This is a genomic window from Leeia sp., assembly GCF_041909055.1.
Classification (GTDB): Bacteria; Pseudomonadota; Gammaproteobacteria; order Burkholderiales; family Leeiaceae; genus Leeia; species Leeia aquatica.
The window spans coordinates 143,437-167,622 of record NZ_JAYREC010000002.1; the positions used below are offsets into that span (position 1 = coordinate 143,437).

The 24,186-nt window shown below is 61.0% G+C and carries 23 protein-coding genes and 1 tRNA gene; 23 read left to right on the forward strand and 1 reads right to left on the reverse strand.

Annotated elements, in window-relative coordinates; translation table 11 throughout:
• Positions 1-43: 43 nt before the first annotated feature.
• The 4 genes from carA (at position 44) to ACE3O2_RS06405 (ending at position 5,531) form a co-directional block, all read left to right on the forward strand.
• Positions 44-1,177 carry a glutamine-hydrolyzing carbamoyl-phosphate synthase small subunit gene (gene carA / locus ACE3O2_RS06390; protein WP_374335850.1) on the forward strand — a complete coding sequence of 378 codons (1,134 nt, stop codon included), beginning with the start codon at positions 44-46 and terminating at the stop codon, positions 1,175-1,177.
• 82 nt (positions 1,178-1,259) lie between these two features.
• The gene (gene carB, locus ACE3O2_RS06395; RefSeq protein WP_374335853.1) at positions 1,260-4,478 is read left to right on the forward strand and encodes a carbamoyl-phosphate synthase large subunit; all 3,219 of its coding nucleotides are present in this window, start codon (positions 1,260-1,262) and stop codon (positions 4,476-4,478) included.
• Between the two features lie 167 nt (positions 4,479-4,645).
• On the forward strand, positions 4,646-5,122 hold the full coding sequence (greA, locus tag ACE3O2_RS06400; RefSeq protein ID WP_168875717.1) for a transcription elongation factor GreA: 477 nt from the start codon (positions 4,646-4,648) through the stop codon (positions 5,120-5,122).
• A 16-nt stretch (positions 5,123-5,138) separates the two neighbouring features.
• On the forward strand, positions 5,139-5,531 hold the full coding sequence (locus ACE3O2_RS06405; RefSeq protein WP_168875716.1) for a hypothetical protein: 393 nt from the start codon (positions 5,139-5,141) through the stop codon (positions 5,529-5,531).
• Between the two features lie 58 nt (positions 5,532-5,589).
• Here the strand turns inward: ACE3O2_RS06405 and yhbY are convergent, their stop codons facing one another.
• Entirely contained in the window at positions 5,590-5,937 is a 348-nt protein-coding gene (gene yhbY / locus ACE3O2_RS06410) for a ribosome assembly RNA-binding protein YhbY (RefSeq protein ID WP_374335855.1), read from the reverse strand.
• 36 nt (positions 5,938-5,973) lie between these two features.
• Here yhbY and ACE3O2_RS06415 point away from each other — a divergent pair, with 36 nt between their 5' ends.
• The 19 genes from ACE3O2_RS06415 (at position 5,974) to nuoH (ending at position 24,156) form a co-directional block, all read left to right on the forward strand.
• Positions 5,974-6,633 carry an RlmE family RNA methyltransferase gene (locus ACE3O2_RS06415; protein ID WP_168875715.1) on the forward strand — a complete coding sequence of 220 codons (660 nt, stop codon included), beginning with the start codon at positions 5,974-5,976 and terminating at the stop codon, positions 6,631-6,633.
• A 57-nt stretch (positions 6,634-6,690) separates the two neighbouring features.
• Positions 6,691-8,601 carry an ATP-dependent zinc metalloprotease FtsH gene (gene ftsH / locus ACE3O2_RS06420; RefSeq protein ID WP_374335858.1) on the forward strand — a complete coding sequence of 637 codons (1,911 nt, stop codon included), beginning with the start codon at positions 6,691-6,693 and terminating at the stop codon, positions 8,599-8,601.
• Between the two features lie 100 nt (positions 8,602-8,701).
• Positions 8,702-9,532 (forward strand): dihydropteroate synthase, encoded by an 831-nt coding sequence (gene folP / locus ACE3O2_RS06425; protein ID WP_374335861.1) that lies wholly within the window; start codon positions 8,702-8,704, stop codon positions 9,530-9,532.
• Positions 9,529-10,887 carry a phosphoglucosamine mutase gene (gene glmM, locus ACE3O2_RS06430; protein WP_374335863.1) on the forward strand — a complete coding sequence of 453 codons (1,359 nt, stop codon included), beginning with the start codon at positions 9,529-9,531 and terminating at the stop codon, positions 10,885-10,887. The genes folP and glmM overlap by 4 nt, the downstream gene beginning before the upstream one ends.
• Before the next feature lie 150 nt (positions 10,888-11,037).
• The gene (locus tag ACE3O2_RS06435) at positions 11,038-12,039 is read left to right on the forward strand and encodes a PstS family phosphate ABC transporter substrate-binding protein (protein WP_168875712.1); all 1,002 of its coding nucleotides are present in this window, start codon (positions 11,038-11,040) and stop codon (positions 12,037-12,039) included.
• Between the two features lie 86 nt (positions 12,040-12,125).
• Positions 12,126-13,055, forward strand: a complete 930-nt coding sequence (pstC, locus tag ACE3O2_RS06440; RefSeq protein ID WP_205881873.1) for a phosphate ABC transporter permease subunit PstC — start codon at positions 12,126-12,128, stop codon at positions 13,053-13,055.
• Entirely contained in the window at positions 13,055-13,987 is a 933-nt protein-coding gene (pstA, locus tag ACE3O2_RS06445) for a phosphate ABC transporter permease PstA (protein WP_168875711.1), read from the forward strand. Before pstC ends, pstA begins: the two co-directional genes overlap by 1 nt.
• A 26-nt stretch (positions 13,988-14,013) precedes the next feature.
• Positions 14,014-14,811: a phosphate ABC transporter ATP-binding protein PstB gene (gene pstB, locus ACE3O2_RS06450; RefSeq protein WP_373282873.1), complete on the forward strand. Its 798-nt coding sequence runs from the start codon at positions 14,014-14,016 to the stop codon at positions 14,809-14,811.
• A gap of 78 nt (positions 14,812-14,889) precedes the next feature.
• On the forward strand, positions 14,890-15,654 hold the full coding sequence (gene tpiA, locus ACE3O2_RS06455) for a triose-phosphate isomerase (RefSeq protein ID WP_374335867.1): 765 nt from the start codon (positions 14,890-14,892) through the stop codon (positions 15,652-15,654).
• A 20-nt stretch (positions 15,655-15,674) separates the two neighbouring features.
• Positions 15,675-16,013 carry a preprotein translocase subunit SecG gene (secG, locus tag ACE3O2_RS06460; RefSeq protein WP_374335869.1) on the forward strand — a complete coding sequence of 113 codons (339 nt, stop codon included), beginning with the start codon at positions 15,675-15,677 and terminating at the stop codon, positions 16,011-16,013.
• 36 nt (positions 16,014-16,049) lie between these two features.
• Positions 16,050-16,134: transfer RNA gene (locus tag ACE3O2_RS06465), tRNA-Leu, on the forward strand.
• Positions 16,135-16,215: 81 nt separating this feature from the next.
• The gene (locus ACE3O2_RS06470) at positions 16,216-16,572 is read left to right on the forward strand and encodes an NADH-quinone oxidoreductase subunit A (protein ID WP_168875707.1); all 357 of its coding nucleotides are present in this window, start codon (positions 16,216-16,218) and stop codon (positions 16,570-16,572) included.
• Entirely contained in the window at positions 16,563-17,045 is a 483-nt protein-coding gene (locus ACE3O2_RS06475) for an NADH-quinone oxidoreductase subunit B family protein (RefSeq protein WP_168875706.1), read from the forward strand. The genes ACE3O2_RS06470 and ACE3O2_RS06475 overlap by 10 nt, the downstream gene beginning before the upstream one ends.
• A 4-nt stretch (positions 17,046-17,049) precedes the next feature.
• Positions 17,050-17,634, forward strand: coding sequence for an NADH-quinone oxidoreductase subunit C (locus tag ACE3O2_RS06480; RefSeq protein ID WP_168875705.1), 585 nt, complete (start codon positions 17,050-17,052; stop codon positions 17,632-17,634).
• Positions 17,627-18,880, forward strand: a complete 1,254-nt coding sequence (locus tag ACE3O2_RS06485; protein ID WP_168875704.1) for an NADH-quinone oxidoreductase subunit D — start codon at positions 17,627-17,629, stop codon at positions 18,878-18,880. Before ACE3O2_RS06480 ends, ACE3O2_RS06485 begins: the two co-directional genes overlap by 8 nt.
• Positions 18,880-19,368 carry an NADH-quinone oxidoreductase subunit NuoE gene (gene nuoE / locus ACE3O2_RS06490; protein WP_168875703.1) on the forward strand — a complete coding sequence of 163 codons (489 nt, stop codon included), beginning with the start codon at positions 18,880-18,882 and terminating at the stop codon, positions 19,366-19,368. Before ACE3O2_RS06485 ends, nuoE begins: the two co-directional genes overlap by 1 nt.
• On the forward strand, positions 19,368-20,663 hold the full coding sequence (gene nuoF / locus ACE3O2_RS06495; RefSeq protein WP_374335875.1) for an NADH-quinone oxidoreductase subunit NuoF: 1,296 nt from the start codon (positions 19,368-19,370) through the stop codon (positions 20,661-20,663). The genes nuoE and nuoF overlap by 1 nt, the downstream gene beginning before the upstream one ends.
• Positions 20,664-20,749: 86 nt before the next feature.
• Entirely contained in the window at positions 20,750-23,110 is a 2,361-nt protein-coding gene (gene nuoG / locus ACE3O2_RS06500) for an NADH-quinone oxidoreductase subunit NuoG (protein ID WP_374335877.1), read from the forward strand.
• Positions 23,111-23,112: 2 nt separating this feature from the next.
• Complete coding sequence (nuoH, locus tag ACE3O2_RS06505; RefSeq protein WP_374335879.1) at positions 23,113-24,156, forward strand: NADH-quinone oxidoreductase subunit NuoH; 1,044 nt, start codon at positions 23,113-23,115, stop codon at positions 24,154-24,156.
• Positions 24,157-24,186: the final 30 nt, after the last annotated feature.

Genomic DNA, 24,186 nt, shown 5'->3' on the forward strand with positions numbered 1-24,186 from the left:
CCGACGTGCGCAGCCCCCCCATTCAAGGACAAGGAGCCCCACTGTGTCAGCACCTCAGCCCGCCATTCTTGCCCTTGCCGACGGAACCGTGTTTCGTGGTACGGCCATCGGCAGTACCGGTGTCACCGTAGGCGAAGTGGTGTTCAACACCGCGCTGACCGGGTATCAGGAAATCCTGACGGACCCGTCCTACAAGCATCAGATTGTCACCCTCACGTATCCCCATATCGGCAATGTCGGCGTCAACGCGCAGGATTGCGAGTCCGCCGGTGTTCATGCCGCCGGTCTGGTGATTCGCGATCTGCCCCTTACTCTGTCCAACTGGCGTGCCGAGCAGTCGCTGCCCGATTATCTCAAGGCCAACCAGGTGGTGGCCATTGCGGATATCGACACCCGCAAGCTTACCCGCCTGCTGCGTGAAAAAGGCGCGCAGAATGGCGTGATCATGGCGGGCGACATCGACGAAGCCCGTGCCATTCGCATGGCGCAGGAAGCGCCGTCGATGGCGGGTCTGGATCTGGCCAAGGTGGTGACCACTGGCCAAGCCTACAGCTGGACCGAAGGCGAATGGCAATTGCAGGGCGGTTTCCGCCAGCAGGACAAGCCGGTCCATCACGTGGTGGCGTTTGACTACGGTGTGAAGCGCAACATCCTGCGCATGCTGGCCGAGCGCGGCTGCAAGGTGACGGTGCTGCCTGCCACGGCCACCGCAGAAGAGGCGCTGGCGCTGAACCCGGATGGTCTCTTTCTCAGCAATGGCCCGGGCGATCCGGAGCCGTGTGATTACGCCATTACCGCCATCCGCAAGCTGCTGACCACCGGTATCCCGGTATTCGGTATCTGCCTCGGCCACCAGCTGCTGGCGCTGGCCTCCGGCGCACGTACGCTGAAGATGAAGTTTGGTCACCACGGTGCCAACCACCCGGTGCAGGACCTCGACAGCAAGCAGGTGATGATCACCAGCCAGAACCACGGTTTTGCGGTGGACCCGGATAGCCTGCCCGCCACCCTGCGGGCGACCCATGTGTCGCTGTTTGATGGCTCGCTGCAGGGTATTGCCCGCACCGATGTACCGGCGTTCTCCTTCCAGGGGCACCCGGAAGCCAGCCCCGGTCCGCATGACGTGGCGTATCTGTTTGACCGCTTCGTGGATTTGATGGCGAAGCGTCAGAAGTGATGTAGCGGTCTGGGGTGGCGGGCCGCATGGCCCGTTGGCCCGCAGGTCGAATGCAATGCGTTTATTTTGGTAGAGTGCCCCCATGCCCAAGCGGACAGACATCCAGAGCATCCTCATCATCGGCGCCGGTCCCATCGTGATCGGCCAGGCCTGCGAGTTTGACTACTCCGGCGCCCAGGCGTGCAAAGCATTGCGCGAAGAGGGTTACAAGGTCATCCTGGTCAACTCCAACCCCGCCACCATCATGACCGACCCGAATATGGCGGACGTGACCTACATCGAGCCGATTACCTGGCAGATGGTGGAAAAGATCATCGACAAAGAGCGTCCGGACGCCATCCTGCCCACAATGGGGGGGCAGACGGCGCTGAACTGTGCGCTGGACCTGTGGCACCACGGCGTGCTGGACAAGTACAAGGTCGAGCTGATCGGCGCCTCGCCGGAAGCCATCGACAAGGCGGAAGACCGCCAGAAGTTCAAGGATGCGATGACCCGCATCGGCCTCGGTTCCGCCCGCTCCGGTGTGGCGCATTCGATGGAAGAGGCGATGCAGGTGCAGGCGCGGGTGGGTTTCCCGGCCATCATCCGCCCGTCCTTCACCATGGGCGGCTCCGGAGGCGGCATTGCCTACAACGTCGAAGAATTCGTCGAAATCTGCACCCGGGGTCTGGACCTGTCGCCGACCAAGGAGCTGCTGATCGAAGAGTCGCTGCTCGGCTGGAAAGAGTATGAGATGGAAGTGGTCCGTGACAAGGCGGATAACTGCATCATCGTGTGCTCGATCGAAAACTTCGACCCGATGGGCGTGCATACCGGCGACTCCATCACCGTGGCCCCGGCGCAGACGCTGACCGACCGCGAATACCAGATCATGCGCAATGCTTCGATTGCGGTGCTGCGCGAGATCGGGGTGGATACCGGTGGCTCCAACGTGCAGTTCTCGATCAACCCGCAAGACGGGCGCATGATCGTGATCGAAATGAACCCGCGCGTGTCCCGCTCCTCGGCGCTGGCCTCCAAGGCCACCGGCTTCCCGATCGCCAAGGTGGCGGCCAAGCTGGCGGTAGGCTTTACGCTGGACGAACTGAAGAACGACATCACCGGTGGTGCGACCCCGGCCTCGTTCGAGCCGTCCATCGACTACGTGGTCACCAAGATTCCGCGCTTCGCGTTTGAGAAGTTCCCGCAAGCCAACGACCGCCTGACCACCCAGATGAAGTCGGTGGGGGAGGTGATGGCAATGGGCCGCACCTGGCAGGAATCGCTGCAGAAAGCGCTGCGTGGTCTGGAAACCGGCATGTCCGGCCTGGATGAAAAAACCACCGAACGCGATGTGATCGAAAAAGAGCTGGCCGAGCCGGGCGCCGAGCGCATCTGGTATGTGGCCGACGCGCTGCGTATCGGCATGTCGTTGCAGGAAGTGCAGCAGCTGACCGCCATCGACCCATGGTTCCTGGTGCAGATTGATGATCTGGTACGCGAAGAGCAAGCGCTGCGTGGCCAATCGATTGACGCCGTGGATGCAGGCTGGCTGCGCCGCCTGAAGCGCAAGGGCTTCTCGGATCGCCGTCTGGGCAGCCTGCTGGGCACCGACCAGAACGCAGTACGCCGCAAGCGCCATGCGCTGGGCGTGCGCCCGGTCTACAAGCGGGTGGATACCTGCGCGGCCGAGTTCTCCACCAATACCGCTTATATGTACTCCACCTATGAGGAGGAGTGCGAATCGCAGCCGACCAACCGCAAGAAGATCATGGTGCTGGGCGGTGGCCCGAACCGTATCGGCCAGGGGATCGAGTTCGACTACTGCTGCGTGCATGCGGCGCTGGCGCTGCGTGAAGACGGTTTTGAGACCATCATGGTCAACTGCAACCCGGAAACCGTGTCGACCGACTACGATACCTCCGATCGCTTGTACTTCGAGCCGCTGACGCTGGAAGACGTGCTGGAGATTGTCCACGTCGAACAACCGGCGGGCGTGATCGTGCAGTACGGCGGGCAGACCCCGCTGAAGCTGGCACGCGCGCTGGAAATGAACGGGGTGCCGATCATCGGTACGTCGCCGGACATGATCGACGCCGCTGAGGACCGCGAGCGCTTCCAGAAGCTGCTGAACGATCTGGGTCTGAAGCAGCCGCCAAACCGCACGGCACGTACTGCACCGGACGCCATCGTGCTGGCCAACGAAATCGGCTACCCGCTGGTGGTGCGTCCGAGCTACGTGCTGGGCGGCCGTGCCATGGAAATCGTGCACGAGCAGTCCGATCTTGAGCGGTACATGCGCGAAGCGGTGAAGGTGTCCAACGACAGCCCGGTGCTGCTGGACCGCTTCCTGAACGACGCGGTGGAAGTGGACGTGGACGCCATCTGCGACGGCGAGCAGGTGCTGATTGGCGGCATCATGGAGCACATCGAGATGGCCGGGGTGCACTCGGGCGACTCGGCGTGCTCGTTGCCCCCGTACAGCCTGAGCCCAGAGCTGCAGGACGAGCTGCGCCGCCAGACGGTGGCGATGGCCAAGGCGCTCAACGTGGTCGGCCTGATGAACGTGCAGTTTGCCATTCAGGGCAAGGGCGAGCAGGCGGTGGTTTACGTGCTGGAAGTGAACCCGCGTGCCTCGCGCACCGTGCCGTTTGTGTCCAAGGCCACCAGCCTGCCGCTGGCCAAGATCGCAGCCCGCTGCATGGCCGGGCAATCGCTGGCGTCGCAAGGGGTGACCCAGGAAGTGGTGCCGCCGTTCTACTCGGTGAAGGAGGCGGTATTCCCCTTCATCAAGTTCCCGGGCGTGGACGTGATCCTCGGGCCGGAAATGAAATCCACTGGCGAGGTGATGGGCGTGGGGCAGACCTTTGCCGAAGCCTTCGTCAAATCCCAGCTGGCGGCAGGCGTCAAGCTGCCGTCGGAAGGCAAGATCTTCGTATCGGTGCGCAATGCCGACAAGACTGGCGTGGTGGATATCTGCCGCACCCTGACCGACCTCGGCTTCACCCTGCTGGCCACCAAGGGCACGGCGGCGGCGATCCGTGATGCAGGTCTGCCGGTGACGGCGGTGAACAAGGTGATGGAAGGCCGTCCGCACATCGTGGACATGATCAAGAATGGCGAAGTGGCCATGATCATCAATACGGTGGAAGAAAAGAAGCAGGCGATTCGTGATTCCTTCGCCATCCGCCACAGCGCCCTGCAAGGGAAGGTGACGTATTACACCACCTTGCCGGAAGCGCGCGCGGCAGCGGTAGGCTTGCAGCATGCGACCGACCTGCCGGTCTATGCCCTGCAAGACTTGCATGCCCGCTTGGCCTGATGAACAGGGGAGGGTGAAAAACCCTCCCGCAATGGGAAAAACCGCGTTACAATAGCCCGCAAATCATCCCGCAAGCCGCCGTCCCTGTGTACGGCGGCTTGTTCTTTTTGGTGCGTGCGCCATCAGCGGTGCCAAAAAAGAAATCATCAAGAATGAGGAGTAGCACCATGCAGAAGATTCCGTTGACCGTCCATGGCGCGGAACTGTTGAAGGCGGAGTTGCAGCGGCTGAAGTCGGTGGAACGTCCTGCTGTGATTCAGGCCATTGCTGAAGCCCGCGCACAGGGCGATCTGTCGGAAAACGCCGAGTACGATGCGGCCAAGGAACGTCAGGCCTTTGTCGAGGGCCGCATCCTGGAAGTGGAAGGCAAGCTGTCGACTGCGGTGATCATTGATCCGAGCGAGCTGGATGCCGATGGTCGCTGTGTGTTTGGCGCTACGGTGGACCTGGAAGACCTGGAAAGCGGCAATCAGGTGACCTACCAGATCGTGGGTGATGACGAGGCGGATCTGAAGCTGGGCAAGATTTCGGTATCCAGCCCGATTGCCCGTGCCCTGATCGGCAAGGTAGCGGGTGATGTGGCCGAGGTGCAGGCACCGGGCGGCATCCGCGAATACGAAGTGCTGGACGTTCGTTACATCTGAGCGACGGAGAAGGCTGATGGAAGCGCTGCGCAAACTGGCGGAAACCCTGTGGGTAGGCAGTCTGCTGTTCGTTGCGGCCATCATGGCCTGGCTGATGCTGCGCCGGCATGATCTCGGCGTCAGCGTGGCGGGCAGCCTGTTTGGCGCGGTGGCGCTCACCGGCTGCATCGCAGGGTTGATCCTGCTGATCCACCAGTTCTGGAAAGTGGGTTTTCGCGCCATGCGCACCCTGCCATTCTGGCTGATCACCGTGATGTGGCTGTTTGCGCTGGTGCTGGGCTACGCCATTCATACCGGCTCGGCGGCCCTCGGGGTGCGGCTGGGGGATGTGGTGGTGTCCTGGCACACCATCAGCATGATGCTGTATCTGATTCAGTGTGTCTTGGGGGTGCTGCTGATCCTGTCCTGAACGGAGGGGGCAGCGCTGCGCATACGCCAGGGCGGTATGCGCAGCAACAGTGGGCAGCTTACTTGGGGCTTTTCAGTTTGACGGTGCTGGTCTTGCTGCCTTTTTCCTGCGGCAGCGTAATGCGGGGCCGGTCCGGATTCGGGCGGTAGATCACCAGCAGTTTGCCGATATGCTGTACCGGGGCGGCGTCCAGCTGATCGCAGATGCTGTCGAACAAGGCTTCGCGCTCGTCGCGCTCGTCGGAAAACACCCGCACCTTGATCAACTCGTGCGCGTCCAGTGACAGGGCGATTTCACGGATGACGGCATCGGTCAGACCGTTCTGGCCGATACTGACCACCGGGTTGCGACCGTGGGCCTGGGCACGCAGCGCGCGGCGCTGCGTCGGATTCAATTCGATTTTCATGATGGCTAACCTGACTAAACCGACTATTTTACCAGTATGACACGAAACAAGACCAGCAAGGCGTGGATGCAGCAACATGTGACCGACCATTGGGTGCAACAGGCCCAGGCGCGGGGCTACCGTTCTCGCGCCGCCTTCAAGCTGCTGGAAATCCACGAAAAAGACCAACTGTTCCGCCGTGGTATGACGGTGGTGGACCTCGGTTCCACCCCCGGCAGCTGGTCGCAGGTGGCGCGGGAGCTGGTGGGTGACGAAGGCCGGCTGTTTGCGCTGGACATCCTGCCGATGGACCCATTGCCCCGCGTAGACTTCATTCAGGGTGACTTTCGTGAGGACAAGGTGCTGGCGGAGCTGGAATCCCGTCTGGCCGGACGTCAGGTAGACCTTGTAATTTCCGATATCGCCCCCAATCTCTCAGGGAACCGGACAACCGATCAGGCGCGCAGCATTTACCTGAACGAGCTGGCGCTGGATTTTGCCAGCCGCTGGCTGCGTCCCGGTGGGCACTTTGTGGTCAAGGTGTTCCAGGGTGAGGGCTACCCGGATTTCATGGAACAGATGCGACAGCACTTCAAGCAGGTGCTGACCCGTAAACCCAAAGCGTCACGCGATAAAAGCACGGAAGTGTACTTGCTGGGGAAATCCTGTCTGGTCAATTCGGCAGGTGCGGTAGATAATGAGGACAGTCCGGCGTGAACTTTGTCGGGCGGCAGTCGTCCGACACAGGCAAACGCATGTCATGAGGAAGCAACCTTGAACAATCTGGGCAAGAACCTGATCATCTGGGTGGTGATCACGGCGATATTGCTGTCGGTATACAGCAGCTTCAGCCGCAATGACCGCTCCTCGAGCGATGTCAGCTACAGTGATTTCATCCGCATGGCGCGCGATCAGCGTGTCAAGTCGGTCACCATCGAAGGCACCCCGCTGGATGTGCAGGTGATTCGTGGCGTGCGCAACGATGGCAGCGAGTTCACCACCCGCGCCCCGTTTGATTCCCGCATGATGGACGACCTGCTGAAGTACAACGTGGAAGTCTCCGCCAAGCCGGAAGAGCGCAACATCCTGCTGTCGCTGCTGGTCAACTGGGCGCCGATGCTGCTGTTCTTTGGGGTGTGGATCTACATCATGCGGCAGATGCAGGGTGGCGGCAAAGGCGGTGCCTTTTCCTTCGGCAAGAGCCGCGCCCGCATGCTCGATGAGAACAACAACGCCATCACCTTTGCCGATGTCGCTGGTTGTGACGAGGCCAAGGAAGAAGTGGCCGAGATTGTCGATTTCCTGCGTGACCCGAGCAAATTCCAGCGTCTGGGCGGCCATATCCCGCGCGGCGTGCTGATGGTGGGCAGCCCCGGTACCGGCAAGACCTTGCTGGCCAAGGCAATTGCCGGTGAAGCCAAGGTACCGTTCTTCTCGATTTCCGGCTCTGATTTTGTGGAAATGTTCGTTGGCGTGGGTGCGGCCCGCGTGCGCGACATGTTCGAGAATGCCAAGAAAAACGCACCCTGCATCATCTTCATTGACGAAATCGACGCGGTCGGTCGCCAGCGTGGCGCCGGTCTGGGTGGCGGCAATGACGAGCGCGAGCAGACTCTGAACCAGATGCTGGTGGAGATGGATGGTTTTGAAGGCACCACTGGCGTGATCGTGATTGCGGCCACCAACCGTCCGGACGTGCTGGACCCGGCCTTGCTGCGCCCAGGCCGTTTTGACCGCCAGGTGGTGGTGCCGCTGCCGGATATCCGCGGCCGCGAACAGATCCTGAACGTGCACATGCGCAAGGTACCGCTGGCCAACGATGTGAAGGCCGACGTGATTGCCCGGGGTACGCCGGGCATGTCCGGCGCTGATCTGGCCAACCTGGTCAATGAAGCCGCCCTGTTTGCCGCTCGCGCCAACAAGCGCCTGGTCGACATGCTGGATTTCGAGCAGGCCAAGGACAAGATCTTCATGGGTCCGGAGCGCCGCTCGATGGTGATCCAGCCGGAAGACAAGCGCAAGACGGCCTATCATGAGTCCGGCCATGCCATCATCGGTGCCACCTTGCCGGAATGTGATCCGGTGCACAAGGTGACGGTGATCCCGCGTGGCCGTGCGTTGGGCGTGACCTGGTCACTGCCGGAGCAGGACCGCTTCAGCTTGTACCGCAATGAAATGCTGGCCAACATCTGCATGCTGTTTGGCGGGCGGGTGGCTGAGGAGCTGTTTACCAAGGACATCTCGACCGGGGCCTCGAACGACTTCGAGCGTGCCACCAGCACCGCGCGTGACATGGTGATGCGCTACGGCATGTCGGACGAGCTGGGCCCGGTGGTGTACGCCGAGAATGAAGGCGAAGTGTTCCTGGGCCGCTCGGTGACCACCCACAAGAATCTGTCGGAAGCCACCATGCAGAAGGTGGACGCCGAGATTCGCCGCATTCTGGACGAGCAATATGCCCGTGCCAAGGACATCCTGCTCACCAATCGTGACAAGGTGGAGGCGATGACCGACGCGCTGATGGAGTATGAGACCATCGACGCCGAGCAGATTGCCGACATCATGGCCGGTCGCCCGATCCGCCCGCCGCAACCGGCCGCCGGCCTGCGCAGCAGTGGCAGCGATACACCGCCTCCGGCTGCTCCTTCTCCTGAGGCCACCAGCAAACCGGCTGAAGGGTTGTAAGGCGCGTCGCTTGACGGTTGACGCCGCATAAACATCACGGTTTTGTTACACTCACAACGCATTGGCCTCGGCCAATGCGTTTTTGTTTGCAGGAGTGGTCATGCAGGAAGAGGGGATGCTGCAGTGCGGGCGTTTTCGCCTGTCCTTACAGCGGCCGTTGATCATGGGCATCGTCAACGTGACGCCGGATTCGTTTTCCGATGGCGGACGTTATGTTGATCCCGCACGCGCGCTGGCCCATGCGCGCCAGCTGGTGGCGGAGGGGGCCGACTTGCTGGACATTGGCGGCGAATCTACCCGCCCCGGTGCCGCGACGGTATCGGAAGCCGAAGAGCTGGAACGGGTAATGCCGCTGCTGGCGGCGCTGCGGGACGACGGTGTGCCCTTGTCGGTCGATACCGTCAAGCCAGGGGTGATGCGTGCGGCGCTGGCTGCCGGGGTCGATCTGATCAATGATGTCAACGCGCTGCAGGCAGAGGGTGCGGTTGAAGCCTTGGCGGACAGTGGCGCAGCAGTGTGTCTGATGCACAAGCAGGGCGACCCGGCCACCATGCAGCAGGCGCCCCGCTATGCGAGTGTGGTGGATGAGGTCGAGCACTTTTTGCTGCAGCGTGCTGCGGTGCTACGGGAGGCCGGGGTGGCGTTGGCACGCATTGTGCTGGACCCTGGTATCGGCTTTGGCAAGACGGTGGAACATAATCTGGAGCTGCTCAAGGCCACAGGACGCCTGGCTTCACAGGGCTACCCGTTGCTGATCGGTGTGTCGCGCAAATCCCTGTTAGGTGCACTGACCGGCAGGCCAGTGGAAGAACGAATACATGCCAGTGTGGCCATGGCCCTGCTGGCAGTGGCGCGGGGGGCGCGCATCGTGCGGGTGCACGATGTGGCGGCCACCCGTGATGCATTGAAGATGTGGGAGGCGTTACAGTGAGTCGCAAATATTTTGGCACCGATGGGGTGCGTGGCCGGGTGGGCGAAGCGCCGATTACCCCGGATTTCGTGATGCGACTGGCTAATGCAGCTGGCCGGGTGTTTGCCAGCATGGAGTCTGCGCACAGCAGTGGCGAGCGGCCCACTGTCGTGGTTGGCAAGGATACCCGCATCTCCGGCTATATGCTGGAGGCTGCGCTCGAAGCAGGCTTTACCGCTGCTGGGGTGGATGTGCTGCTGGTGGGCCCCTTGCCTACGCCGGGCATCGCCTACCTCACCCGCGCCTTGCGCCTGCACGCGGGGGTGGTGATCAGTGCCTCGCACAATCCGTTTGAAGATAACGGCATTAAGTTTTTCGGGCCGGGCGGCTGGAAGCTGCCGGATGAGATGGAGCTGGCGATTGAAGCCGCCCTCGAGCAGCCGATGCAGGTGGTGGCCTCGTCCCGCTTGGGCAAGGCGCGCCGCCTGGATGATGCGCGCGGTCGCTATATCGAATTCTGCAAGAGCAGCTTCCCCAACGATCTGGACCTCAAGCAACTGAAGATCGTGGTGGATTGCGCGCACGGTGCGACCTACCACGTGGCACCGGACGTGTTCCACGAGCTGGGGGCCGAGGTGATTGCCATCGGCAACCAGCCGAACGGCACCAATATCAACGCCGGTTTTGGTGCAACCGATACTCAGGCGCTGCAGGACGCGGTGGTAGCACACCAGGCTGATCTGGGTATTGCACTGGATGGCGACGGTGACCGCCTGATCATGGTCGACCATACCGGGCGCAGCTTTGACGGCGACTACCTGATGTACCTGATTGCGATGGCGCGTCACGAGCAAGGCAGCCTGAAGGGCGGGGTAGTGGGGACGCTGATGACCAATATGGCGGTAGAGGTGGCGCTGGCGGAGCGCAATATCCCGTTTGCCCGTGCCAAGGTGGGCGATCGCTATGTACTGGAGCGCCTGCTGGAAGCTGGTTGGCAGGTGGGCGGCGAAAGCTCGGGCCATCTGCTGTGCCTGGACAGCCATACCACCGGTGACGGTATTGTGTCGGCCCTGCAGGTGTTGCGGGCGCTGTTGCAGCGCAAGCAGCAGCTGGCCGATCTGGCGGCGGAACTGACCCCCTTCCCGCAGAAGATGATCAATGTCCGCATCCGCAAGGGCTTTGATTTCCACAGCTCGGCAGGCGTACAGTCGGCGCTGGCGGAAGCAGAGCAGGCCTTGCGCGGGCAGGGGCGGGTGGTGCTGCGCCCCAGCGGTACCGAGCCGGTAATCCGGGTGATGGTGGAGGCGCGGGAAGAGGCCCTGGTGCAACACTGGGTGCAGCGTCTGGCCGCCGCAGTAGAGGCTGCTGCCGCCTGAGTCTGGTCGCACTGGAGCCGCTGCGGCAGGGTGGCTCCAGTCGATGCATGATTGTGTCACAATTGTGTAATGTTTCCCGCCTATGATGGCGCCAGTTGCAGAAGCCAACCGGCCAATGCGAAAACTGGAACCCTTTGGAGACGTAAGCACATGAGCAAGATCCGGATGACGTCCGCAGCCCTGCTGGTCGCAGGTGCATTTTCCCTGAGCACGGCTGCTGTTCACGCCGAATCCCTGATCAAGATCGACGGTTCCTCCACCGTGTACCCGATTACCGAAGCTGTGGCGGAAGACTTCCAGGCCTCCAAAAAGGGCGATGTGAAGGTGACCGTGGGTATCTCCGGCACCGGTGGTGGCTTCAAGAAGTTCTGCCGTGGCGAGATTGACATCTCCAACGCTTCCCGTCCGATTACCACCAAGGAAATGGACGAGTGCAAGAAGGCCGGTATCAGCTACCTGGAGCTGCCGGTGGCATACGACGCGCTGACCGTGGTGGTGAACCCGTCCAGCCCGATCAAGGCGCTGACCGTGGCCCAGCTGAAGAAAATGTGGGCACCGGAAGCTCAGGGTGCGGTGAGCAACTGGAACCAGGTGGATACTTCTTTCCCTGACATGCCGCTGAAGTTGTACGGTGCTGGTTCTGAATCCGGTACCTTCGATTACTTCACCGAAGCCATCGTCGGTAAGCCGAAGTCCAGCCGTGGTGACTACACCGCATCGGAAGACGACAACGTGCTTGTGCAAGGTGTGTCGCGTGACAAGGGTGGCCTGGGCTACTTCGGTTACGCCTACTACGCTGAAAACAGCAAGAAGCTGAAGGCTGTGCCGATCATCGCCAAGGATGGTGCGCCGGCTGTGATGCCGTCGGCTGAAAACGTGATCAACGGCAGCTACCAGCCGCTGTCCCGCCCGATCTTCATCTACGTGAACGCCAAGGCGCTGGACCGTGCTGAAGTGAAGGAACTGGTGAACTTCTACCTGACCAATGCACCGAAGCTGGTCAAGGAAGTGAAGTACATCCCGCTGCCGGACAAGGCTTACGGCATGATTAAGGAACACGTGGCCAAGAAGAAGCTGGGCACCGTGTTTGGTGGTGATCCGAAGGTGGGTGTGAAGATCGAAGACCTGCTGGCCCTCGAAGCCAAGATGTAAGCCAGGTTGATCGACAAGGCGGGGGCGGCATCGCCCCCGTACGTGCTTCTACCCTCCTGTAGAGAGGGTTTGTATGAGGGGAAAACGTGTCTGCTACCGCTGACGCCGCACTGGCGCGTTCGACACTGACCTACCGCGCTTCGCGTAATATGAAAGAGCGTGGTATTGAGCTGCTGCTGCTGGCAGCCGCTTCCATTTCCGTACTGGCGACGGTCGGCATCATGGTGGTGCTGATTTCCGAGTCGCTGTCTTTTTTCAAGGATGTGCCGGTCTGGCGCTTCCTGACGGACACCCAGTGGACACCGCTGTTCGAGAACCCGCAGTTTGGCATTTTTGTGCTTCTGTCCGGTACCTTGACCTCGTCGCTGGTGGCTCTGCTGATTGCCATCCCGCTGGGGACGGTGATTGCGGTTTACCTGTCCGAGTTTGCCGGTTTCCGTACCCGCGAAATGGCCAAGCCGATTCTGGAGCTGCTGGGCGGGGTGCCAACTGTGGTGTACGGCTTCTTTGCCATGCTGGTGATTACGCCGCTGCTGCAGAAAATCATGCCCAATTTGCCGGGCTACAACCTGCTGTCGGCCGGTCTGGCCATGGGCCTGATGATCATCCCGTATGTCAGTTCGCTGGCGGAAGATGCCATGCGCGCGGTGCCGATGCACATGCGCGAAGGCTCCTACGCGATGGGGGCCACCAAGCTGCAAACCGCCTGGCGGGTGGTGATGCCAGGTGCGGCATCCGGCATTGGCGCAGCCTACATTCTGGCGATTTCCCGTGCGGTGGGCGAGACCATGATTGTAGCGGTGGCGGGCGGCATGCAGCCGAACCTGACCGTCAACCCGATGCAGGAAGGCTTGACCGTAACCAGCTATATCGTGCAGGTGGCCAAGGGTGACCTGGAACATGGCAGCGTAGGCTACCAGAGCATTTTTGCAGCCGGTCTGGCACTGATGCTGGTGACCTTGCTGTTCAACCTGTTGGGCGCCTGGTTGCGTCGTAAATTCCGGGAGACCTACTGATGGATGCGCAACGTAGCCTCGCGCTGCGGCAGATGATCGTCCGCCACAAGCGTTGGGATGTGATTTTTGCGGCGATGGGTTTGGTGGCCATCATGCTGGGTCTGCTGACCCTGATCACCCTGTTTGGTGGGCTGATCTATGATGGCTATGCCCCGATGGTGTCGCCTGAGCAAGACTTTTTCAGCAACTTCCCGTCTGGCCGTGCATCGCGGGCCGGTGTGCTGGCCGCATTGGTGGGCTCGGCAGCGGTGATGGTGGTGACGCTGCTGGTGGCGGTTCCGCTGGGCATTGCTGCAGGCCTCTATCTGGAAGAGTATGCTGGCAAGAACTGGTTTACCTCGCTGATTGAAGTCAATGTCTCCAACCTGGCCAGTGTACCCTCCATCATCTTCGGTATTCTGGGGCTGGCGGTGTTTGTGCAGAAGTTTGCGCTCGGCAACAGTATCCTGTCCGCAGGCATGACGCTGGCACTGCTGATTCTGCCGGTAATCATTGTGACCACCCGTGAAGCCGTGCGCTCGATACCGGTGGGTATCCGGGAGGCTTCCTACGGGGTGGGGGCCACCAAGTGGCAGACCGTTTCACGCCATGTGCTGCCGTACTCCATGCCGGGTATCCTGACCGGGGTGATTATCGGTATGGCGCGCGCCATCGGTGAGACCGCACCGCTGGTGGTGGTGGGGGCGGTGGCCTTCATCACCTTCCTGCCGCACAGCCCGATTCAGCCGGATTTCCCGTGGATTTCCTTCGAGTGGCTGAAAGACCCGTACACCGTGATGCCGATGCAAATGTTTGACTGGGTGTCGCGTCCGCAGGAAGATTTCCATGCGCTGGCCGCCGGGGCGGGGCTGGTGCTGATCGTGATGACCCTGCTGATGAACGGCCTGGCCATTTACCTGCGCTACCGTCTGCGCAAATCGATCAAATGGTGAGCACAACCATGAAAGTGACTGAAAACATGGACCTGAATCCGGTAAAAGAGCAGCAAGCTGCTGAAACCCTCAAGGTGGAAGCCCGCAATCTTAACTTCTACTATGGCGGCTTTCACGCGCTGAAGGGCGTCAGCCTGCCGGTGTATGCCAACAAGGTGACCGCGCTGATCGGTCCTTCCGGTTGTGGCAAATCCACCTTCCTGCGCTGCTTCAACCGCATGCACGACCTCTATCCGGGCAACCGCTATGAGGGCGAGATTGTGCTGCAGCCGGATGGCGTGAACATCCTGGATCGCCGGGTGGACCCGATCGAAGTGCGCATGCGGGTGGGCATGGTGTTCCAGAAACCCAACCCCTTCCCCAAGTCGATCTACGAGAACGTGGCTTATGGCCTGCGCATCCGTGGCACCAACAATAAGTCGCTGGTGGACGACAAGGTGGAAGAATCGCTGCGTGGCGCTGCCTTGTGGGATGAGGTGAAGAACCGCCTGAACGACATGGCGTTCAATCTCTCTGGTGGTCAGCAGCAGCGTCTGTGCATTGCACGCGCGCTGGCAACCGATCCGGAGCTGTTGCTGTTCGACGAGCCGACTTCGGCGCTGGACCCGATTGCGACGGCCAGCATTGAAGAGCTGATGACCGAGCTGCAGAACCGCGTCACCATCCTGGTGGTGACCCATAATATGCAGCAGGCGGCGCGGGTGTCCAACTATACCGCCTACATGTATCTGGGCGAGATGGTGGAATTCGACCTGACCGACAACATCTTCACCAAGCCGAAGAAGAAGCAGACTGAGGATTACATCACTGGTCGCTTTGGCTGAGCCTGCCCAGCCGGGCAGGGCAGTGGTATCATCCGGGGGCGGTGCAAACCGCCCCTTTTTCATGATACGGAGCCGCACATGGCGCAGACGGTACGCCGCCCGCTGGTAATGGGCAACTGGAAGATGCATGGCAACCTGCAAGAGAATGCCGCCTTGCTGCAAGGCTTGCTGCAGGCCGGATTCTCCGGAGAAGAGGCACAGGTGGCCGTGTGTGTGCCTGCACCGTATCTGGCGCAAGCGCAAGCGCTGCTGCAGGGGAGCACTATTCACTGGGGCGCGCAGAACCTGTGCCGCGAGCCGGTGGGTGCCTTTACCGGAGAAGTGTCGGCCCGTATGCTTGCCGACTTTGCCTGCCACTATGTGCTGGTGGGGCATTCCGAGCGGCGCACCTTGTTCGGCGAAAGCGACCATGATGTGCTACAAAAGGTAGGGCAGGCGTTGCAAGCGGGCTTGATCCCGGTCATTTGCGTGGGTGAAACACTGGCGCAACATGACGCCGGTACAACGGAAGCCGTGATCGCAGCCCAGCTGCAGCCCTTGCTGGCAGGGCTGGGAGCGGCTGACTGGGCGCGCGTGGTGGTGGCTTACGAGCCGGTGTGGGCCATTGGCACCGGCAAAGTGGCTACCCCGGATTATGCGCAGCAGGTGCATGCCTTTATCCGTGCCCAAGTGGCAGAAAAAGCGGCAGAGGCCGCGCAAGGCTTGCAAATCCTGTATGGGGGTAGCGTAAAAGCTGAAAATGCGGCACAATTGCAGGCTATGCTTGATATTGACGGTGCGCTGGTTGGCGGGGCTTCGCTGAAGGCGGACGAGTTTGTCAAGATTTGTCGAAGTTTCCGGTAAACGGTAAAATAAGGTTCTGTATGGATTGGCTGAAAACCTTGCTGCTGGTGGTGGATGTGCTGGCGGCACTGATCGTGATCGGCTTGGTGCTGCTGCAGCAGGGCAAGGGTGCCGATATGGGCGCATCCTTCGGTTCTGGTGCTTCGGGTACCCTGTTTGGCGCATCTGGTTCGGCGAACTTTCTGAGTCGCAGTACCGCCATCGCAGCAACCGTGTTCTTTGCAGCAAGTCTGGGTCTGGCAGTTCTGGCCGTGCATGGTCAGAAATCCTCCAGTATCATGACCCAGCCTGCAGCGGCGACTCAACCTGCGCCGCAAGCGCCGGCTAAGCCGGTGGGTAATCCTCAGGTTCCCAATTAAGTCTGGCCCCGTTTTCACGGGGTGTGATTTTCCTGGGCCGACATGGTGAAATTGGTAGACACGCTATCTTGAGGGGGTAGTGGCGAAAGCTGTGTGAGTTCGAGTCTCACTGTCGGCACCATTTGTTTCAAGTCTTGGCAATCCGGCCGCGGGTCGGGTGGTGTTTGTTGCTGCCCGAATTGCGAAGTCGCTTGGGGGCGGTATGCTGCAACAATACTTTCCGGTCTTGCTCTTTATTGCCGTCGGGATTGGCATCGGTCTGGTGCCGATGCTGCTCGGCCGTCTCATCGGGCCCAATCGTCCGGATTCTGAAAAGCTTTCCGCCTACGAGTGCGGCTTTGTGGCATTTGAAGATGCGCGCATGCAGTTTGATGTGCGCTACTACCTGATCGCCATCCTGTTCATTTTGTTCGACCTCGAAACGGCCTTTTTGGTTCCGTGGGCGATCTCGCAAAAAGACATCGGCTGGGGCGGCTTTGTCTCCATGATGATCTTCCTCGCCGAATTCGTGATCGGTTTCGTGTATTTGTGGAAAAAAGGTGCGCTGGAATGGGAGTAGAAGGCGTGTTGGAGAAGGGCTTTGTCACCACCACGGCTGACAAGGTTCTGAACTGGACCCGTACCGGTTCGCTGTGGCCCATGACCTTTGGCCTGGCCTGTTGTGCGGTGGAAATGATGCAGGCTGGCGCAGCGCGCTATGACCTGGACCGTTTCGGCATCATCTTCCGCCCCAGTCCACGTCAGAGTGACCTGATGATTGTGGCCGGTACCCTGTGCAACAAGATGGCGCCCGCCTTGCGCAAGGTGTACGACCAGATGGCCGAGCCGCGCTGGGTGCTGTCGATGGGCTCCTGTGCCAATGGCGGTGGCTACTACCATTACTCCTACTCGGTGGTGCGTGGCTGTGACCGTATTGTGCCGGTTGATGTCTATGTGCCGGGCTGTCCGCCGACCGCCGAGGCACTGCTGTATGGCCTGATCCAGCTGCAAGGCAAGATCCGCCGTACCTCCACCATTGCACGGCAGGCCTGACACGATGACTGCAACGTTGACTACCACCCTGCAGGCCGTCCTTGGCGATCGCCTGGTGCATGTGCTGGAATCCTGTGGCCAGCTCACTGCCGTTGTAAAACCTGAAGACCTGACCACCACCCTGCGCCAGCTGCGTGACAGCGATGGCCTGCAGTTCGAGCAGTGCCTCGACCTCTGTGGCATGGACTACAGCACCTACGCCGATGGCGCGTGGGATGGCCGTCGCTTTGCGGTGGTCTATCATCTGCTGTCGGTCGCGCTGAACCAGCGCCTGCGTGTGCGCGTATTCTGTGCCGATGACGACATGCCGGTGGTCGCCTCCTGTGTGGAGATCTGGTCTGCTGCCAACTGGTACGAGCGCGAAGCGTTTGACCTGTACGGCATTGTGTTCGCCGGTCACCCGGACCTGCGCCGCATCCTGACCGACTATGGCTTTGTCGGCCACCCGTTCCGCAAGGACTTCCCGATTTCCGGTAACGTCGAAATGCGTTACGACGAAGAACAGAAGCGCGTGATTTACCAGCCGGTCACCATTGAGCCGCGTGAGAACACGCCGCGCATCGTGCGTGAAGGAGGCTACGGTGGCTGAGATTCGCAATTACACCCTGAACTTCGGTCCGCAACACCCGGCCGCACACGGCGTGCTGCGTCTGGTGCTGGAGCTGGACGGTGAAGTGGTCGAGCGGGCTGACCCGCACATCGGCCTGTTGCACCGTGCGACTGAAAAGCTGGCGGAAACCCGCACCTTCATTCAGAGCGTGCCTTATATGGACCGTCTCGACTATGTGTCGATGATGTGTAATGAGCACGCCTATGTGATGGCCATCGAGAAACTGCTGGATCTCGACGTGCCGGAGCGGGCCAAGTACATCCGTACCATGTTCGACGAGATCACCCGTATCCTGAACCACCTGCTGTGGATCGGGGCGCACGCGCTCGACATCGGTGCCATGACCATGTTCCTGTACGCCTTCCGCGAACGGGAAGACCTGATGGACTGCTACGAGGCGGTATCCGGTGCGCGCATGCACGCCGCCTACTACCGTCCGGGTGGTGTCTATCGCGACCTGCCGGATCGCATGCCGCAGTACGAAGTGTCCAAGCTGAAAAATGCCGAGGCCCTGCGCAAGCTGAATGAAAACCGCCAGGGTTCGCTGCTGGATTTCATCGAAGATTTCACCAACCGCTTCCCGAAGTGTGTGGATGACTACGAAACCCTGCTGACCGATAACCGTATCTGGAAGCAGCGTACCGTCGGCATCGGTGTGGTCAGCCCTGAGCGCGCGTTGTCGCTCGGCATGACCGGCCCGATGCTGCGTGGTTCCGGCATCGCGTGGGACTTGCGCAAGAAGCAGCCCTACGCCGCGTACGACAAGGTGGAGTTCGACATTCCGGTGGGCGTGCAGGGTGACTGCTACGACCGCTATCTGGTGCGCGTGGAAGAGCTGCGTCAGTCCAACCGCATCATCAAGCAATGTGTGGACTGGCTGCGCAAGAACCCCGGCCCGGTCATCATCGACGACCACAAGGTGGCTCCGCCGTCGCGGGTCAAGATGAAGAGCAATATGGAAGAGCTGATCCACCACTTCAAGCTCTTCTCCGAAGGGATGCACGTTCCGGCCGGCGAAGCCTATGCCGCGGTCGAACATCCGAAAGGCGAGTTCGGCATCTATCTGGTGTCGGATGGTGCCAACAAGCCGTACCGCTTGAAGATCCGCGCGCCTGGCTTCCCGCATCTGGCGTCGCTGGACGAGATGGCCCGTGGCCACATGATTGCCGACGTGGTGGCCATCATTGGTACGCAGGACATCGTGTTTGGGGAGATTGACCGCTGATGCTGTCCGCTGAATCGCTTGCCCGGATCGACCGCGAGGTCGCCAAGTATCCGGCCGACCAGAAACAGTCCGCCGTGATGGCGGCCCTGCGCATCGCGCAGGAAGAAAAAGGCTGGCTCGCCCCGGAAACCATCGAGGCGGTGGCCGACTATCTGGAGATGCCGCCAATCGCGGCCTATGAAGTCGCCACCTTCTACAATATGTACAACCTCAAGCCGGTGGGCAGCTTCAAGCTCACCGTCTGCACCAACTTGCCCTGTGCGCTGGGTGGCGGTGTGGCCGCTGCCGATTACCTGAAAGAAAAGCTGGGTATCGGTTTTGGTGAAACCACCGCGGATGGCCGCTTCACCCTGATGGAAGGGGAGTGCATGGGCGCCTGTGGCGATGCCCCGGTGCTGCTGGTGAACAATCACAGCATGTGCAGCTTCATGTCGAAGGAAGCCATCGACAAGAAGCTGGCAGAACTCGAACAACAGGGTGGTCGCTGATGGCTGTCTATTCCTCGGGTGTCATTTTTGAAGGCGTCGACACCAGCAATCCCGACTGCTGGACCTTGGCCAGTTATCAGGCGCGTGGCGGCTATAGCGCGCTCAAGCGCCTGATCGAAAACCAGGTGCCGCAGGACGAAGTCATCGCCGAAGTGAAGAATTCCTCGCTGCGGGGTCGCGGCGGTGCCGGTTTCCCGACCGGCCTGAAGTGGAGCTTCATGCCGCGCAGCTTCCCGGGCGACAAATATATCGTCTGTAATTCGGATGAAGGCGAGCCGGGCACCTTCAAGGATCGCGACATCATGTGGTTCAATCCGCATGCGCTGATCGAAGGCATGATCATTGCCGCTTACACCATGGGTGTGAAGCGCGGCTACAACTATATCCACGGCGAAATTTTCGAAGTGTACCAGCGCTTTGAAGCTGCCTTGGACGAAGCCCGTCAGGCAGGCCTGCTGGGTGAGCGCATTCTGGGCTCCGAATTCAGCTTCGACCTGTTTGCCCACCACGGCTACGGCGCCTACATCTGCGGCGAGGAAACTGCGCTGCTGGAATCGCTGGAAGGCAAGAAAGGTCAGCCGCGCTTCAAGCCGCCGTTCCCGGCCAGCTTCGGCCTGTATGGCAAGCCGACCACCATCAACAACACCGAATCGTTTGCCTCGGTGCCGTTCATTCTGCGTGATGGCGCCACCAAGTTCCTCGAAGCAGGCAAGCCGAACAACGGTGGTACCAAGCTGTTCTCGATCTCCGGCCACGTCAATCGTCCGGGTAACTACGAGATTCCGCTCGGCACTCCGTTTGCCACCCTGCTGGAGATGGCAGGCGGCATGCGCAATGGCGCCAAGCTGAAGGCGGTGATTCCGGGTGGTTCGTCTGCACCGGTGCTGCCGGGTGATGTGATGATGGACCTGACCATGGATTACGACGCCATCAGCAAGGCGGGCTCCATGCTCGGTTCCGGCGCGGTGATCGTGATGGACGAGAACGTCTGCATGGTGAAAGCGCTGGAGCGTCTGGCCTACTTCTATCATGAAGAATCCTGCGGCCAATGCACGCCATGCCGTGAAGGTACCGGCTGGCTGTATCGCGTGGTGCACCGGATTGAGAGCGGGCAGGGGCGGGCAGATGACCTCGACCTGCTGAGCTCGGTGGGCAACAACATGGCAGGCCGCACCATTTGTGCGCTGGCCGACGCCGCCGTGTTCCCGGTGCGCAGCTTTACCAAGCACTTCAAGCACGAGTTTGAGCACCACATCGAGCACAAACGCTGCATGGTCGAGCATCGGTGGTTCTGATTTGACGGGCGCTGGCAGGCCACAAGGCCGGTGCCAGCATGGGGTTGCCCAACAGGGCAGCCCGCAACATTCAGGTAGCGCTTGCAATGTTAGAAATTGAAATCGACGGTCAACCCTTGTCTGTAGAAACGGGCAGCACGGTGATGGACGCCGCCAACCAGGCCGGTGTCTACATCCCTCATTTCTGCTACCACAAAAAGCTGTCGATTGCGGCCAACTGCCGCATGTGTCTGGTGGAAGTCGAGAAGGCACCCAAGCCGCTGCCTGCCTGTGCCACCCCGGTGACCGACGGCATGAAGGTCAAGACCCGCTCGGAGCTGGCGCTGAAGGCCCAGAAGGGCGTGATGGAATTCCTGCTGATCAACCACCCGCTGGATTGCCCGATCTGCGATCAGGGCGGCGAGTGCCAGCTGCAGGATCTGGCCGTCGGTTACGGCAACTCCAGCTCGCGCTATGAAGAAGAAAAGCGCGTGGTGCCGAACAAGGAGCTGGGCCCGCTGATCAGCACCGATATGACCCGCTGCATCCACTGTACCCGCTGCGTGCGCTTTGGCCAGGAAATTGCCGGGGTGATGGAGCTGGGCATGGCCAATCGCGGCGAGCATTCGGAGATCATGCCGTTCATCTCCAAATCGGTGAATTCCGAGCTGTCGGGCAACATGATCGACCTGTGCCCGGTCGGTGCGCTCACCAGCAAGCCCTTCCGTTACTCGGCCCGTACCTGGGAGCTGTCCCGCCGCAAGTCGGTCAGCCCGCATGATGGTCTGGGTTCCAACCTGATCGTACAAGTAAAGCACAACAAGGTGCACCGTGTGCTGCCGCTGGAAAACGAGGCGTTGAACGAGTGCTGGCTGTCCGACCGTGACCGTTTCTCCTACGAAGCGTTGAACGCGGCAGACCGCCTGACCAAGCCGATGATCAAGCAGGACAACCGCTGGCACGAAGTCGAATGGCAACAGGCCATCGAATACGTGGCGCATGGTCTGCAGGACATCCGCGCCAACCATGGTGCCGATGCCCTGGCGGGCCTGATCTCGCCGCAAAGTACCACCGAAGAACTGTACCTGTTCCAGAAGCTGCTGCGCGGCTTGGGCAGCAACCATATTGACCACCGCCTGCGTCAGGCTGATTTCAGTGCCGATGCCAGCGTGCAAGGTGCACCCTGGCTGGGCCAGTCGGTGGCCGAGCTGAGCACGGTCAGTGGCGCACTGCTGATTGGCAGTGCCTTGCGCAAGGAACAACCGCTGCTGGCAGCCCGCCTGCGCCACGCCGTGAAGCACGGCGCCAAGGTCGCTAGCGTGTCCTGCCTGTCCAGCGACCTGCTGGTCAAGTACAGCAGCAATGTGGTGGTCGCACCGCAACAGCTGGTAGCCGCGCTGGGTAGCGTGCTGCTGGCGGTACAGCAGGCAACGGGCGGTGAGCTGTCCGCTGAGCTGGCTGCCAGCCTGAACAGCCTGGTGGTGAGCGATGCCCACCGCGCAGCCGCTGCTGCGCTGCTCAACGGTGAACAACGCAGCATCCTGCTGGGCCAACTGGCGCAAAACCATCCGCACTATGCACAGCTGTTGACGCTGGCGAATGCACTGGCGCAACTGTCCGGCGCCAAGTTGGGCGTGCTGGGCATGGCCGCCAACAGCACCGGTGCCTGGCTGATGGGCGCAGTGCCAATGCATGGTCATGGCCGCAAGCACACCACGGCAGGCCACGCCGCAGGCGATCTGCTGGCCGGTGGCAAGCAAGCCTATGTGCTGTTCAATACCGAGCCGGAATTTGACGGCCACAACGGTACCCAGGCGCTGGGTGCCTTGTCTGCAGCCAAGATGGTGGTATACTGCGCGCCCTTCAAATCGGAAGCTGCACTGCAGTACGCCGATGTGTTGCTGCCGATTGCCCCGTTCAGCGAAACGGCGGGCAGCTTCATCAACATGGCGGGTACGGTGCAAACCTTCAATCCGGTGGTGAAGCCGCAAGGCGATAGCCGCCCGGGCTGGAAGGTGCTGCGCGTGCTGGGCAACCTGTTCGACCTGCCGGGCTTTGAGCAAGATACCGTGGACGTGGTCCGTGCGGAATGGCAGCAAGGGCTGGATATTCCGGCGCTGCTGTCCAACCACGCCAGCGTGGCGGTGTCGGTTGCCGCTGCTGAAGGGCTGCACCGCGTGGGCGATGTACCGCTGTACCAGATTGACAGCCTGACCCGTCGCGCACCGGCCCTGCAGGCGACAGTGGATGCGGCTGTGCCGCAGGCGGCCATGAATGCCGCCACACTGGCACGACTGGGCCTGCAAGCGGGCGACCGCGTGAAGCTGCGCCAAGGCGGTGCGGAAGTGGTGCTGACTGCCAGCACCAGCGAGGCACTGGCCGATGACGCCGTTCAGGTTTCGGCAGCCCATGCCAGCACCATTGCACTGGGTGGCCTGTTTGACGCGATTACTGTGGAGCGTGCGTAAACATGGAGCTGCTGCATAAGTTGGGATTGAGTGGGGACGCACTGACGCTGGTGTGGACCGTGCTGAAGATCGTGGCCATCATGCTGCCGCTGCTGGGCGCCGTGGCCTATCTGACGCTGGCCGAGCGCAAGATCATTGGCTGGATGCAGATCCGGATCGGCCCGAACCGGGTGGGTCCGCTGGGTCTGCTGCAGCCGATTGCCGATGCCATCAAGCTGTTGTCCAAGGAAATCATCCTGCCGACCAAGGCCGACAAGGTGTTGTTCATCCTGGCACCGGTGCTGACCATCATGCCGGCGATTGCCGCCTGGGCGGTGATCCCCTTCCAGCCGGAAGTGGTGCTGGCCAATGTCGATGCCGGTCTGCTCTACATCATGGCCATCACCTCGATGGGTGTGTACGGCGTGATCGTGGCGGGTTGGGCCTCCAACTCCAAGTATGCGTTCCTGGGCGCACTGCGCTCCGCAGCCCAGATCGTGTCTTACGAAATTGCCATGGGCTTTGCGCTGGTCGGCGTGCTGATGGTCTCCGGCTCGCTGAACCTGACTGATATCGTGACCCGCCAGTCGCTGCACTTCGGTGGCAGCTTCCTTGGCTGGAACTGGTTGCCGTTGTTCCCGCTGTTCCTGGTCTACTTCATCTCCGGGGTGGCTGAAACCAACCGCCATCCGTTTGACGTGGCCGAAGGCGAATCCGAAATCGTGGCCGGTTTCCATGTGGAATATTCCGGCATGGCATTCGCGATCTTCTTCCTCGGCGAATACGCCAACATGATCCTGATTTCCGCCCTGGCATCGCTGATGTTCCTGGGTGGCTGGCTGTCGCCGTTCCCGGCCAGCTGGGGTGTGCTCGGCCAGGGCAGCATCCTGTGGCTGCTGGCGAAGATGGCGTTCTTCCTGTTTGTGTTCCTGTGGATCCGCGCCACTTTCCCGCGTTATCGCTACGACCAGATCATGCGTCTGGGCTGGAAAGTGTTCATCCCCGTAACCCTCATCTGGGTGGTGGTGATCGCTGTGGTGATGCAAACCCCGTATTCACCGTGGTAATGGCTGAGGCTTGCAAGGTCAGAGAAACAT

Bases quoted from the DNA above. Each gene is read 5' to 3' on its own strand.
- carB (WP_374335853.1), top strand. From the start codon at position 1,260: ATGCCCAAGCGGACAGACATCCAGAGCATCCTCATCATCGGCGCCGGT.
- greA (WP_168875717.1), top strand. From the start codon at position 4,646: ATGCAGAAGATTCCGTTGACCGTCCATGGCGCGGAACTGTTGAAGGCG.
- ACE3O2_RS06405 (WP_168875716.1), top strand. From the start codon at position 5,139: ATGGAAGCGCTGCGCAAACTGGCGGAAACCCTGTGGGTAGGCAGTCTG.
- yhbY (WP_374335855.1), bottom strand. From the start codon at position 5,937: ATGAAAATCGAATTGAATCCGACGCAGCGCCGCGCGCTGCGTGCCCAG.
- ACE3O2_RS06415 (WP_168875715.1), top strand. From the start codon at position 5,974: ATGACACGAAACAAGACCAGCAAGGCGTGGATGCAGCAACATGTGACC.
- folP (WP_374335861.1), top strand. From the start codon at position 8,702: ATGCAGGAAGAGGGGATGCTGCAGTGCGGGCGTTTTCGCCTGTCCTTA.
- ACE3O2_RS06435 (WP_168875712.1), top strand. From the start codon at position 11,038: ATGAGCAAGATCCGGATGACGTCCGCAGCCCTGCTGGTCGCAGGTGCA.
- pstA (WP_168875711.1), top strand. From the start codon at position 13,055: ATGGATGCGCAACGTAGCCTCGCGCTGCGGCAGATGATCGTCCGCCAC.
- pstB (WP_373282873.1), top strand. From the start codon at position 14,014: ATGGACCTGAATCCGGTAAAAGAGCAGCAAGCTGCTGAAACCCTCAAG.
- tpiA (WP_374335867.1), top strand. From the start codon at position 14,890: ATGGCGCAGACGGTACGCCGCCCGCTGGTAATGGGCAACTGGAAGATG.
- secG (WP_374335869.1), top strand. From the start codon at position 15,675: ATGGATTGGCTGAAAACCTTGCTGCTGGTGGTGGATGTGCTGGCGGCA.
- ACE3O2_RS06470 (WP_168875707.1), top strand. From the start codon at position 16,216: ATGCTGCAACAATACTTTCCGGTCTTGCTCTTTATTGCCGTCGGGATT.
- ACE3O2_RS06475 (WP_168875706.1), top strand. From the start codon at position 16,563: ATGGGAGTAGAAGGCGTGTTGGAGAAGGGCTTTGTCACCACCACGGCT.
- ACE3O2_RS06480 (WP_168875705.1), top strand. From the start codon at position 17,050: ATGACTGCAACGTTGACTACCACCCTGCAGGCCGTCCTTGGCGATCGC.
- nuoE (WP_168875703.1), top strand. From the start codon at position 18,880: ATGCTGTCCGCTGAATCGCTTGCCCGGATCGACCGCGAGGTCGCCAAG.
- nuoF (WP_374335875.1), top strand. From the start codon at position 19,368: ATGGCTGTCTATTCCTCGGGTGTCATTTTTGAAGGCGTCGACACCAGC.
- nuoG (WP_374335877.1), top strand. From the start codon at position 20,750: ATGTTAGAAATTGAAATCGACGGTCAACCCTTGTCTGTAGAAACGGGC.
- nuoH (WP_374335879.1), top strand. From the start codon at position 23,113: ATGGAGCTGCTGCATAAGTTGGGATTGAGTGGGGACGCACTGACGCTG.